Origin of the sequence: Kutzneria chonburiensis (genome assembly GCF_028622115.1) — a bacterium.
Taxonomy (GTDB): Bacteria; Actinomycetota; Actinomycetes; order Mycobacteriales; family Pseudonocardiaceae; genus Kutzneria; species Kutzneria chonburiensis.
Genome location: NZ_CP097263.1, coordinates 3,627,261 through 3,639,269 on the forward strand (window position 1 = coordinate 3,627,261; position 12,009 = coordinate 3,639,269).

The window sequence follows — 12,009 nt, forward strand, 5'->3', positions numbered from 1 at the left end:
AGCCACGCTAGCCGTCCAAGGGCTGCCCGATCGGGCTGCACCTTGCCCCACGTCCCACATCAGGGATATTGTCCCAGATGTGGGACACGATCTGGACGCACGGCTCGCTGACCGACTGGCCGAACTGCGGCAGCAGCGTGGCTGGTCGCTGGACGAGCTCAGCGGGCACAGCGGCCTCAGCCGATCGACGCTGTCCCGGCTGGAACGGGCCGAGATCAGTCCGACCACGACCGTGCTGAGCCAACTCTGCGCCGCCTACGGGCGAACGGCCTCGCAGCTGCTGGCCGAAGTGGAGGACGAGCCGCCACAGGTGCTGACACCGGACCAGCAACCCGTGTGGCGGGACGACGACGCGGGCTTCATCAGACGCTCGGTGTCGCCGCCACAACCGGGACTGCGCGGCGAACTCGTCGAGTGCACGCTGCAACCGGGCGCGGACATCGTCTACGCCGTCACCCCGGTTCCCGGTCTGGAGCAACACATCTGGGTCCTCGACGGCGCGCTGGAACTCACCATCGACGGCCGCACGCACGTCCTCGACGCCGGCGACTGCCTGCGGTTCCGGCTCTGGGGCCCGTCCCGCTTCCGTTGTCCCACCGGCGATCCCGTCCGATACGCACTAGTGGTGGTGCTGCCATGACCTACCGACACCGTGCCGCGACACAAGACGACCTACCGGCCATTGTGGACATCTACAACGCGGCCGTGCGCGACCGGACCAGCACGGCCGACCTGGATCCGGTCACCGTGGAGTCGCGGCGGGCCTGGTTCGCCGAGGCGAAACACCCGACCTGGGTCGGCTACCACCCGGACGATCCGGCGACCGTCACCGGTTACCTGTCCTTCGAACCGTTCCTCAATGGACGGCGCGGCTACGACGTCACCCTGGACGTGGCGATCTACCTGCACCCGTCGCACCAAGGCCGGGGCCAGGGCCGGGATCTGCTGCGCGCGGCCATCGCCCACGCCCCGACGCTCGGCGCCCGCACCCTGGCGACGACGATCTTCGCCAGCAACGAGCCGAGCCTGCGGCTGTTCCGGGCCAACGGTTTCGAGGAGTGGGGCCGGCTGCCCGCGGTCGCCGACCTCGACGGCCTGGTGAAGGACCTGGTGATCGTCGGCCGGCCGCTTCAGATCCCGACCCCGTCCGGCCACGTGACGGGAATCTCGGCCGAGTCGGTCAGCCGCAGCTTGCGGCGGGCCCGCTGGTAGAACGTGGTGTGCCCCAGCCGGACCACGCGAGCGGCGCCGGGACGGGCGTGCAGGTCGATGCGGTCCCCCGGCCCGACGTAGCCGGCGACCGCGCCGTCCACCTCGACGGCCAGCCGGCCGCTGGTCGGCAGGATGTCCAGCTCCACTTCGTCGTGTACGGAAAGGACAACGCCCCGGCTCCACGCGGAATGCGGGGCGGCCGGCGTGACCAGCAGGGCTTCCACCGACGGGCTGGTGATCGGCCCGCCGGCGGAGAAGCTGTAGGCGGTGGAACCCGTCGGCGTGGCAACGACGACCGCGTCGGCGGCATAGCTGACGAACGGCTGCCCGGCCACGCGGACCGCGACCACGGCGCTGCCGTCGCCCGGCACCCGCACGACGGCGACGTCGTTGAACGCCGTCACGGTCTTGCCGTCGAAGACGGCATCCACGGCCAGCCGGGGCTCGATGCTGAACTCGTGGTCGTCGATGGCGGTCAACGCCTCGGCCAGATCCGGCACGTCCACCTCGGCCAGAAATCCGAGCTTGCCCAGATTCACGCCCAGCACCGGCGCCCGCTGGCCGTCGGCGATGCGCATGGCCCGCAGCATGGTGCCGTCGCCGCCGAGGCTCACCACCAGGTCGGCGCGGCGGCCCAGCTCCTCAGGCGTGACCGGGATCGCGGCGCAGTTGAGACGCACGATCTCGCCCTCGATGCCGAGGATCTCGATGTCCCGCTTGGCCGCCCAACCGAGCACCGCGGCCACGGCGTCGGCGGAGTCCCGTTGGGGGTGCAGCACAAGCCCGGCTGAATGCATGGGGAAAGTCTGCCCGCTCCCGGCGGTTCCGGCGAGACCTGGACGGTATCCTGGCAGCTATGAGCGCGACGACACCGGTGCGGGGACAGCGCCGCGCCGCGCTGGTCGCGGTGGCCGCGGAGATGTTCGCCCGCAAGCCGTACGACGAGATCTACATCAGCGACATCGCCAAGGAGGCGGGCGTCGCGCACGGCCTGCTCTTCTATCACTTCAAGGACAAGCGCGGCCTGTACCTGGAAGTGCTCGAGCTGATGGCGGCCGAGATCGGCGCGCTGTACGAACGCCGTCCGGGCGAGGACACCAACCCGCTGTGGCTGCGCGGCGTGGTGCGGCGGCAGATCGAGTACCGCCGCGACCACGTCCACACGTCCATGGCGATCATGCGCTCCGGCGGGCAGGATCCCGAGGTCGACGAGGTCATCGAGCGCACACGCCGGTCCGGGGTGTGCTTCCTGGCCAAGCTGCTCGGCCTGACCGGTGATCCGGATCCGCTGCTGCGGATCGCCATGCGCGGCAGCATGGGCGCGGTCGACGAGATGACCATGGACTGGCTCTCGCACGGCCTCGACATGCCGCTGGACCACCTCGTCGAGCTGGCCTACGTCACCCTGCTGGCCATTCTCGGCTCCGTCTGCACCGCCGACCCCCGCGTCACCGCCGCCGTCGCCGAGCTCAAACCGGTCGGCTGATCAGACCGACGCGGTCGCCCACAGGCTGTCGATCTCGCGCTCGGCCTCGGCCAGGCTCTGCTCGGCCAGCGGGATCAGCTCGGCCAACGCCGGCACCACCGAGGCCAGGGTCAGCTCGGCCGTGATGAAGCGCGGCTCGAGGCCGGTCGCGGCCAGGCCGTGCGGCAGCCACGGGGTGACGTGGTCCCAGCCGTGACGGGGCGTGTCCGGGCCGTAGCCGCCGCCACGGGTGCCCAGCACGATGAGGTCGCGGCCCTCCAGCAGGCCGGTGCCGGTGCTCGGGTCGAAGGACAGGCCCGGCGCGACCAGGTGGTCCACCCATGCCTTGACGCTGCTGGGCGCGCCGTAGTTGTAGAGCGGCAGGCCGAGCACGACGGCGTCGGCCGCACGGACCTCGTTGACCAGCTCCTCGCTCAGCTGCCACGAAGCGGCCTGGGCCGGCGTGTGCTGGTCGGGCGGCGTCTGGCGGGCCAGGCCGCCGTCGGCGTCGAGGTGCGGCACGGGGTTGCGGCCCAGGTCGCGGTAGGTGACGGTGCCGTCCGGATGGGCTGCCCGCCACGCTGCGACGGCCCGCGCCGTCAGCTTCCGGCTGACCGACTCGGTCCCCTTGATGCTCGAGTCGATGTGCAACAGGTGCGGCATGCTGGTTCACCCCTGAGTTGACTTGACTTCATGTCAGTTGAGAGCTCAAGCATGCGGGCTGACTTGACTTCATGTCAAATACTGCGTCAGGCGTCACACCCCCGCGAGTCCCGCCCACAGTCACACCGAATGCCTGAAACGGATTCGGCATTTCGGTATGACGCTAAGCGGGACTCGCGGGGTTCAGGAGAGCTGGTAGCAGATCTCGGTCCAGACCTTGGCCGGATCGTCGTCGTGCGGGCCGTAGACCTCCCACCGAACACCCGTCCGGGACAGATTTTCCTTGGCACACCAGGCGATTACGGCATCGTGGGCGGCGCCGAGCTCGGCGTACGATCCATAGTGGACGGTCATGGCCACGCGGCCGGCCGGCAGGCTCGACGAGACCACATTGCCGGTGAGTGGGCACGGCTGCGTCAGCTCGACACCGACCTCGACCCGAGGCGTGTCGTCCAGGTAGAGCATGACGTTGCGGCAGCCGCGGTGGATGTCGGCGGCCCGCAGACAGGCCCAGACCTCGTCCAGCATGGGCTTCCACAGTGCCGGAAATTCCCGCCATGTCGTGGTCGCGGCGACCACGGCCGTCGGCCTGGCCTCGACGTTGCGCACGGTCACGGCGTGCTTCATGCGCCCATGCTAGGACCGGTTCTACGGTGTCGGAATGGTCGTCGTGTTGTGGGTCGTCGTGGCGCTGTGGGCGCTCGGCGAAATCGGGCTCCAGCTCACCCAGCTGCTGCGGAGCAAGCGCACCAAAACGCGCGAATGGGGCAGCTACGGCGGAATCGCGGTGACCGCCGCGCTCGCGGTGGTGGCGGCGTCGCTGCTGCGCCGGACACTGCCGGCGCTGGACTTCTTCCCCGTCCGCGAACCGGGCTGGCTGGTGGCCGCCACCATCCTGATCGCGCTCGGCGGCGGGTTCCGGCTGTGGTCGATCGCCACGCTCGGCCGGTATTTCCGGGCGGTGGTGCACATCCAGGAGGACCACCACGTGGTCCGCACCGGCCCGTACCGGGTGCTGCGGCATCCCTCGTACACCGGACTGCTGGTGGCAACGCTGGGGCTTGCGCTGCTGCTGGGCAACTACGCCTCGACGGTCGCCTTCGAGCTGCTGGTGATCGTCGGCATGCTGTACCGGATCCACGTCGAGGAGCGCATGCTGCTCGACGGGCTCGGCGAGGACTACGCCGCATACATGCGCGAGACCAGCCGACTCATCCCGGGTGTCTGGTGAGTTGAGGGTTTCCGCCGAGATGCCCAGCTGAATTCGGGAAAAGCCTCATAAAGGAGTTCAATGACACACTTGAAGGGTGGAAATCGACGAACTCAGCGCCCACATCACTGACACGTACGCCGGCGTGCGCGTCCTGACGCACGCCGGCGACTCCTTCTTCCTCTACGACCCCGACGGCGACCTGCCGCCGCAGCGGCAGCAGCCGTTCGTCACGATCGTCACCGGCGACCACTACGAGGCCGACTCGCAGCTCGACCGGGACGGCGCGTACCGGGTCAACATCGGTCTGACCAAAGCGGGTTACGCCGCGGTGATCGGTCAGTCCACTGTGGACGACTACACGCCTCGGGACACGCTGCTGCCCCACCCGACCTACGCCGGCCAGCACTGGATTTGCGTCGTCAATCCCGGGCCGCGCACCGACGACACCGTGCGGAAGCTGATCGCCGACGCCTACGAGTTCGCCGTCCGCAAGCACACCAACCGGCGTTAGCTCACCACTGCACCGGCAGGCTCCGCAGCCCGTAGATGATGGCGGAGTTCTTGAACTCCGACAGCGGCAGCGGCGCCGACAGGCGCAGGCCCGGGATCCGGCGCAGCAGCGTGGTCAGCGCGATCTGCAACTCGATCCGGGCCAGCTGCTGGCCGAGGCACTGGTGCGGGCCGAAGCCGAACCCCAGGTGCGTGCGGGCCTGCCGGGCGAGGTCGACGCTGTCCGGCTGAGGAAACACGTCCTCGTCCCGGTTGCCCGACTGGATCGCGGCGACCAGCCACTCCCCCGCCTTCACCTCGGCCCCGGCGACCGTGACGTCCTCGGTGGCCCGCCGCAGCAGGCCGAACTGGATCACCGTCAGGTAGCGCAGCAGCTCCTCGACGGCGGTGGCCGGATCGGCCTGCAACGCGGCCAGCTGGTCCGGATTCTCCAGCAGCAGGGCCGTGCTCAGCGAGATCATGTTGGCCGTGGTCTCGTGCCCGGCGATCAGCAGCGTGGCGCCGATGGTGACCAGCTCGGCCCTGGTCAGCGGCTGGTCGGTGGCGTTGCCACGGGCGATCAGCCGGCTCAGCAGGTCGTCCGCCGGCGCGACCACCCGCTGGTCGATCAACCCGCCGATGTAGTCGGAAATCCGCTGCCACGCCTCGGCGCCGCCGCTGCGGTTGGTCTCGATCGACAGCAGCAGCTCGCTGTCGCGCTGGAACTCGTCCCGGTCGGCGTAGGGCACGCCGAGCATCTCGCAGATCACCAGCGACGGGATCGGCAACCCGAAGTCCCGCACCAGATCGGCGCTCGTGCCCGTCAGCATGGCGTCGATGTGCTCGTCGGTGATGCGCTGGATGTAGGGGCGCAGGGCTTCCATGCGTCGCACGGTGAACTCGCCGATCAGCAGCCGGCGCAGGCGGGCGTGGTCCTCGCCGTCCAGCTGGATGATCTGCCCCGGGTCGGGTTCGCTGAAGTCGTAGCCCGACAGCATGTGCTGCGAGCTCGCGGCCCACGAGCTCAGCCGCCGATCCGAGAGCACCGCGCGGGCATCCTCGTACCGGCTGACCAGCACCGCGTCCACACCGGCCGGGCAGCGCACCGTCGCAACGGGCTCCTCCGCGCGCAGGCGGACGTAGGCCGGATCCGGGTCGAAGGGGCACTTCTCCGTGCGCTGGTTCGGAAAGGCGGGCACATCGACCGGGCGAGTAGTCGTCACGTGAGATAGCTTGCCAGCCATGAAGTCACGCATCGCTGCTCTGATCGGGTCGGTGCTCATCGCCGCGCTGGTTCTGCCTGTTCAGGCAGCGGCGAGCGGTTTTCCCTTGACGCACTGCACCTTCACTCCTACGCCGGACAACCCTGCCGCCAGGCCGGTGCTGCGACCCGTGCCGATCGCACCCACCGTCGGCACGTTCGACGTGACGTTCCACTTCAACTACGGGCCCGTGACCGTGCGGCTCAACCGGGCCGGCGCCGCCCCGTGCGCCGTGCAGAACCTGATCAGCCTGGTGGCGCAGCGGTTCTACGACCACAGCCAATGCTGGCGGCTGACCGACAGCGAGCGGCTCGGCGTGCTCCAGTGCGGCGACATCTACGAGGTGGAGAAGGGCGGTCCGGGCTACAAGTTCCCGGACGAGACCGACGGCACCGAGACGTACGGGCGGGGCACGATCGCCATGGGCAACCAGGGGCCCGGCACCAACGGCAGCGAGTGGTTCATCGTGCACTCGTTCGCGCACATCCCGACCAACTACTCGGTGATGGGCACCGTGATCAGGGGCATGGACGTGCTGGACCGGATCGTGGCCGCCGGCATCATCCCCAGCGAGCGTGGCCCGCGCGACGGCGCGCCGGCCCAGCCCGTCAAGATCCTTCGCGGCACGCTCGGCTAGCGGTGGTCGGCCTCGCCCGTCTCCAGCAGGGTCGAGGCCGCACCCACCACGTTCGGATCCGGCTTGCCGACCACCTCGTGGTCCTTGTCCTCGTAGTCGACCAGTGAGAGCACGTGGCGCATCGCCTCGACGCGGGCGCGCTTCTTGTCGTTGCTCTTCACCACGGTCCACGGCGCGTAGTCGGTGTCGGTGGCCCGGAACATCGCCACCTTCGCCGCCGTGTAGGCGTCCCAGCGGTCCAGCGACTCCACGTCGTTCGGGCTGAGCTTCCACTGCCGGACCGGATCCACCTGGCGGATCAGGAAACGCGTGCGCTGCTCCGCCTGGGAGACCGAGAACCACAGCTTCACCAGCGTCACGCCGTCGTCGACCAGCATCCGCTCGAACGTCGGCGCCTGGTGGATGAAGCGGCTGTACTGCTCGTCCGTGCAGTAGCCCATGACGCGTTCCACGCCGGCGCGGTTGTACCAGGAGCGGTCCAGCAGCACGATCTCGCCCGCCGTCGGCAGGTGGTTGACGTAGCGCTGGAAGTACCACTGGCCCATCTCGCGCTCGGTCGGCTTGTCCAGCGCCACCACCCTCGCCCCACGGGGGTTGAGGTGCTCGGTGAACCGCTTGATCGTGCCGCCCTTGCCCGCCGCGTCCCGCCCTTCACAGGCGATGACCATGCGGCTGCCGGTCTCCTTGATCCAGTACTGCATCTTCAGCAGCTCGATCTGCAGCAGCCGCTTGACCAGGTCGTACTCCTCCCGGCTCAGACGGCTGTCGTACGGGTAGTTCTCCCGCCAGGTGTCCACCACCGTGCCGTCCGGGCGGAGCAGGATCGGGTCGTCGCCGTCCTCGTACTCCACGACCATCTCGTCGTGCTGCAGTTCCGGGAACCGGGCCAGGACCTCCGGCGATTGCTGAATCACCGCCCACACATACGCCAGCCGAACGAACGCGGGGTTACACGGCGGTTGATTTCAGTTGCCACTGAAGTAATAGTGCTTTTATTCGACATGGGTTCACCGATGTGAATCGGCGGAGCCCCGGCGGCCCGGGCCTCGGTGCGGCTCGTGGCGGCCTGGCATAGCCTGCAAGCAGGGAAAACCGCGAGGGAGAGTTCGTGGCGCTGGGTGAGCGGGAGTCGGAACGCGAGCGGTTGGCCGGGCTGGTCGGGGGAATCCGCGACCGGGGCGGGGCGCTGGTGGTCCGGGGCGAGGCGGGCATCGGGAAGTCGGCGCTGCTGGCGGAGATCGAAGCGCCGGGGGTGAGGGTGCTGGCGGCGGTGGGGGTTGAGGCGGAGCACAGCCTGCCCTACGCGGGCCTGCACCAACTGCTGTTCCCGCTGCGCCAAGGGATCGACGCCCTGCCGAAGACGCAACGAGAAGCGCTGGCGACGGCACTGGGGCTGGCGGACGGCCCACGCCCGGAGATCTACCTGGTGGGCATGGCGGTGCTGAACCTGCTGGCGGAAGCGGGAGAACCGCTGCTGCTGATCGTGGACGACGCGCACTGGCTGGATCCGAACAGCCAAGACGTGCTGGCCTTCGTGGCCCGCCGACTGGAATCGGAGCCGATCGCCCTGGTGGCGGCGGTGCGTGACGGCGAGCCGTCGCGGTTGACCACGGCGAATCTGCCGACGATGACACTGGGGCCGCTGTCGGACGAAGCGGCGCGGGAATTGCTGGCGGATGTACCGCCCGGGCAACGGGAGCGGGTGCTGAAAGCGGCGCGCGGCAATCCGCTGGCGCTGAAGGAGCTGTCCCGGGGTGATGCGTCGACGAGCGTGGAGCAGACGTTCGCGAACCGGGTGCGGGCGCTGCCGGCGGGCACGAGGACGTTCCTGCTGACCGCGGCGGTGAATGACACGAATGAGCTTGCCGAAGCGCTGGACGCCACGAAAGCGGACTTGGTGGCGTTGGGGCCGGCGCTGGACGAGAACCTGATCACGATCACGCACGACACGCTGGCCTGGCGGCACCCGCTGCTGCGCACGGCGATCGTCAAGGACGCGGAGCCGCAGGAACGCCAACGGGCGCACCAGGCCCTGGCCGACACGATCACCGATCCGGACCGGCGGATCTGGCACCGTGCGGCGGCGACCACGGGCCCGGACGAGGAGATCGCGGCCGAACTGGTGAAGTCGGCCAAGCGCACGGAACGCCGGGGTGGCGTCGACGCGACGGTGCGGCTGCTCGAACGGGCCGCGAAACTGACCAAGGATCCGGCCGGCCGCGCGGAGTTGCTACTCAAGGCGGCCGGCGGCGCCGTCGAGACGGGCAACCGGGAGCTGGCGGAACGTCTGCTGCGAGAGGCGTCGGCCGAGGACCTCACGCCGAACCAGCGAGCGGTCGCCCGCTGGCTGCCGACCAATCTCGACGACGGCCTGCGGGACGAGGTGTCCAGTCCGGGCGACGTCGCCGACCTGGCGATCAGCGTACTGGCCGACGGCGATCTCGACCTGGCGATGCAGATCCTGTGGGGCGCGGCCATGCGCTGCTTCTGGATCGAGCCCGGCATGGCCGACCGCCGCCGCCTGACCAAAGCAGCCGACGCCATGCCGCTCGACCGCCACGACCCGCGCGTGGTCGCGATCAACGCCTACGTGACTCCGCTCGAACGCGGCGAGTCCGTGCTGGCCGATCTCACCGCGCTGGCCGGCGAGACCGACCGCGACGCGCAGGTGGACCGCTTTCTGGGCAGCGCCGCGATGCTGACCGGCGCCTTCGATCTGGCGGCCCGGTTCTCCGCCAGCGCCCAACCCGGCCTGCGGGCCCAGGGCCGTCTCGCCTTCCTGGCCCGCGCGTTGGGCGTGCAGGCGTGGAGCTGCGTCCGCCTCGGCGATCTCGCCACCGCCATGGCCGCCGCTGAAGAGGGCCAACGGCTGGCAATCGAGACGTCACAGCACTACATCCACGGCCTGACGCTCGCCACTCAAGCCGAGATCGCCGCTTTGCGCGGCGACTATGCTCTGGCCGAAAGCCTTGCCACGCAAGCGGAAAGCATCGGCCTCTCGGCCGGCGCGCGGCCGGTGCTGGCCACCGTCCAGCTGGCCCGCGGCATCGCCGCGCTGGGTGAGGGACGGCACGCCGACGCGTTCGCGAACCTCATGCGGCTCAACGATCCCGCAGACCCCGCGTACCAGGTTGCCTTGCGCTGCTATGCGATCGCCGAGCTGACCGAGGCCGCGGTGCGCTGTGATCAGCTCGGCGTGGTCCGGGAACTGGTGCAGGAGTACGAGATGCACGCGATGGCGTCGCCCTCGCCGGCGCTCCACAGTGGACTCCGCCATGCCCGCGCCGTGCTCGCGGCCGACAACGAGGCGGAGAAGCTGTTCCGGGCCGCGCTGGACGTCGAGACCTGGCCGCTCGAACGCAGCCGAACCCAGCTCGCCTACGGGGAATGGTTGCGCCGGCAACGACGTCCCGCCGATTCGCGCCCGCACCTGCGCGCCGCCCGCGAGACGTTCGACGCGCTGGGCGTGACGGCGTGGGCCGAGCGGGCCCGCCGCGAGCTGCGCGCGGCCGGCGAGACCAGCCCGGACCAGCCCACCGACCGGGTCGGCGACCTGACACCCCATGAGCTGAACATCGCTCGGCTGGCCGCCGAGGGCTTGACGAACCGGGAGATCGGGCAGCAGCTTTATCTCTCACACCGGACCGTGAGCACGCACCTGCACCGCATCTTCCCCAAGCTCGGGATCACCTCCCGCACCGAACTGCGAGAGGTGCTCGGGCCATGACGTATGCCGCGTACGTCATCTGACGGTCGCCCGCGGCCGGAGCCGGTCACTAGCGTCGACAACGCAGTGATCGCCGTTCCCGTCAGGAGTGTTCCGATGATCAGCAGGAGACTGTTCGCGCAGGGCGTCGCCGGAGTCATGGCGGCGGGCACGCTCGCCGCCTGCTCCTCGGAGAAGGCCGCCGCGCCGGCCGCCGCCCCGACGACTTCGCCTGGCCACACCAAGTTCGCCGCCCTCAAGCAGATCAACGCCGGGCCGCTGAACATCGGCTACGCCGAGGACGGGCCGGCCAACGGTCCCGTGGTGTTCCTGCTGCACGGCTGGCCGTACTCGATCCACAGCTACGTCGACGTGGCCCCCATCCTGGCCGCCGCCGGATATCGGGTCATCGTGCCGTTCCTGCGGGGCTATGGCAGCACGACGTTCCTGAGCGCCGACACCGTCCGAAATGGACAGCAGGCCGCCACCGCCTCGGACCTCATCGCCCTGATGGACGCGCTGCACGTCGACAAGGCCGTGCTCGGCGGCTACGACTGGGGCAGCCGGACCGCCGGCTGCGTCGCCGCCGTGTGGCCCGAGCGCGTCAAGGCGGCCGCGCTGGTCAGCGGCTACCTGGTGACCAACCTCAAGGCCCAGCAGCAGCCGCTCACCCCCGTCGCCGAGCGCGGCTGGTGGTACCAGTACTACTTCAGCACCGATCGCGGCGTCGCCGGCTACCGGCAGAACGTGCACGACTTCAACAAGCTGATCTGGCAGACCGCCTCGCCCGACTGGAAGTTCTCCGACGCCACGTACGACCAGAGCGCCGAGGCCTTCGCCAACGCCGACCACGTCGCCGTCGTCATCCACAACTACCGTTGGCGGCTCGGGCTGGCGCAGGGCGAGGCGCAGTACGACGCCGTCGAGCAGAAGCTCCAGGCCGCGCCGCCGATCACCGTGCCGACCATCACCATCGCCAGCGACTTCGACGGCGCCGCCATGGACGGCAAGGCCTACCGGTCCAAGTTCACCGGCAAGTACGACCACCGGATCCTCAAGGGCATCGGCCACAACGTGCCACAGGAGGACCCGCAGAGCTTCGCCAAGGCCGTGATCGACGCCGACAAGCTCTGAGCAGACGGCTCCCCTGACGCGCCGCGGCCTTCGGGTCGCGGCGCGCCGCGTTTCCGCCGACCAAGCCTCGACGCCGTGCCCCGCCACCCATACCGACCGCCAAATCCCGCGACGCAAGGCCACTGCCCAAGCCCCGCCTCGCCCTGGCCTCCCCGCTCTGTCCCGCCTCGCCCTGGCCTCCCCGCTCTGTCCCGCCTCGCCCTGGCCTCCCCGCTCTGTCCCGCCTCG

13 protein-coding genes are annotated in these 12,009 nt (G+C 69.8%); 8 read left to right on the plus strand and 5 right to left on the minus strand.

Going from position 1 to position 12,009, the window contains the following annotated elements; all coding sequences use genetic code 11:
* Window positions 1-79: 79 nt before the first annotated feature.
* Complete coding sequence (locus tag M3Q35_RS16150; protein ID WP_273942610.1) at window positions 80-640, plus strand: helix-turn-helix domain-containing protein; 561 nt, start codon at window positions 80-82, stop codon at window positions 638-640.
* Complete coding sequence (locus M3Q35_RS16155; protein WP_273942611.1) at window positions 637-1,212, plus strand: GNAT family N-acetyltransferase; 576 nt, start codon at window positions 637-639, stop codon at window positions 1,210-1,212. The genes M3Q35_RS16150 and M3Q35_RS16155 overlap by 4 nt, the downstream gene beginning before the upstream one ends.
* Here the strand turns inward: M3Q35_RS16155 and M3Q35_RS16160 are convergent.
* Window positions 1,131-2,009, minus strand: coding sequence for an NAD(+)/NADH kinase (locus M3Q35_RS16160; RefSeq protein WP_273942612.1), 879 nt, complete (start codon window positions 2,007-2,009; stop codon window positions 1,131-1,133). The genes M3Q35_RS16155 and M3Q35_RS16160 overlap by 82 nt on opposite strands.
* A 59-nt stretch (window positions 2,010-2,068) precedes the next feature.
* Between M3Q35_RS16160 and M3Q35_RS16165 the strand changes: the two genes are divergently transcribed.
* The gene (locus M3Q35_RS16165; protein ID WP_273942613.1) at window positions 2,069-2,698 is read left to right on the plus strand and encodes a TetR/AcrR family transcriptional regulator; all 630 of its coding nucleotides are present in this window, start codon (window positions 2,069-2,071) and stop codon (window positions 2,696-2,698) included.
* On the opposite strand, the gene M3Q35_RS16170 is transcribed toward M3Q35_RS16165, so the two are convergent.
* Both M3Q35_RS16170 and M3Q35_RS16175 read right to left on the minus strand, forming a co-directional pair.
* Entirely contained in the window at window positions 2,699-3,340 is a 642-nt protein-coding gene (locus M3Q35_RS16170; protein ID WP_273942614.1) for an FMN-dependent NADH-azoreductase, read from the minus strand.
* A gap of 183 nt (window positions 3,341-3,523) precedes the next feature.
* Window positions 3,524-3,967, minus strand: coding sequence for a GyrI-like domain-containing protein (locus tag M3Q35_RS16175; RefSeq protein WP_273942615.1), 444 nt, complete (start codon window positions 3,965-3,967; stop codon window positions 3,524-3,526).
* A 34-nt stretch (window positions 3,968-4,001) separates the two neighbouring features.
* Between M3Q35_RS16175 and M3Q35_RS16180 the strand changes: the two genes are divergently transcribed.
* Together M3Q35_RS16180 and M3Q35_RS16185 are read left to right on the plus strand one after the other, a co-directional pair.
* Window positions 4,002-4,571, plus strand: coding sequence for a methyltransferase family protein (locus M3Q35_RS16180; protein WP_273942617.1), 570 nt, complete (start codon window positions 4,002-4,004; stop codon window positions 4,569-4,571).
* 76 nt (window positions 4,572-4,647) lie between these two features.
* Window positions 4,648-5,064, plus strand: coding sequence for a DUF6194 family protein (locus M3Q35_RS16185; protein WP_273942618.1), 417 nt, complete (start codon window positions 4,648-4,650; stop codon window positions 5,062-5,064).
* Window position 5,065: 1 nt separating this feature from the next.
* On the opposite strand, the gene M3Q35_RS16190 is transcribed toward M3Q35_RS16185, so the two are convergent.
* Window positions 5,066-6,265 (minus strand): cytochrome P450, encoded by a 1,200-nt coding sequence (locus tag M3Q35_RS16190; protein ID WP_273942619.1) that lies wholly within the window; start codon window positions 6,263-6,265, stop codon window positions 5,066-5,068.
* Window positions 6,266-6,284: 19 nt separating this feature from the next.
* Here M3Q35_RS16190 and M3Q35_RS16195 point away from each other — a divergent pair, with 19 nt between their 5' ends.
* Window positions 6,285-6,941, plus strand: coding sequence for a peptidylprolyl isomerase (locus M3Q35_RS16195; RefSeq protein WP_273942620.1), 657 nt, complete (start codon window positions 6,285-6,287; stop codon window positions 6,939-6,941).
* On the opposite strand, the gene ppk2 is transcribed toward M3Q35_RS16195, so the two are convergent.
* On the minus strand, window positions 6,938-7,852 hold the full coding sequence (gene ppk2 / locus M3Q35_RS16200) for a polyphosphate kinase 2 (protein ID WP_379793933.1): 915 nt from the start codon (window positions 7,850-7,852) through the stop codon (window positions 6,938-6,940). The genes M3Q35_RS16195 and ppk2 overlap by 4 nt on opposite strands.
* Window positions 7,853-8,049: 197 nt before the next feature.
* Here ppk2 and M3Q35_RS16205 point away from each other — a divergent pair, with 197 nt between their 5' ends.
* Both M3Q35_RS16205 and M3Q35_RS16210 read left to right on the plus strand, forming a co-directional pair.
* Complete coding sequence (locus M3Q35_RS16205) at window positions 8,050-10,668, plus strand: ATP-binding protein (RefSeq protein ID WP_273942621.1); 2,619 nt, start codon at window positions 8,050-8,052, stop codon at window positions 10,666-10,668.
* Window positions 10,669-10,764: 96 nt separating this feature from the next.
* On the plus strand, window positions 10,765-11,781 hold the full coding sequence (locus tag M3Q35_RS16210; protein WP_273942622.1) for an alpha/beta fold hydrolase: 1,017 nt from the start codon (window positions 10,765-10,767) through the stop codon (window positions 11,779-11,781).
* The last annotated feature ends 228 nt before the right edge of the window (window positions 11,782-12,009 follow it).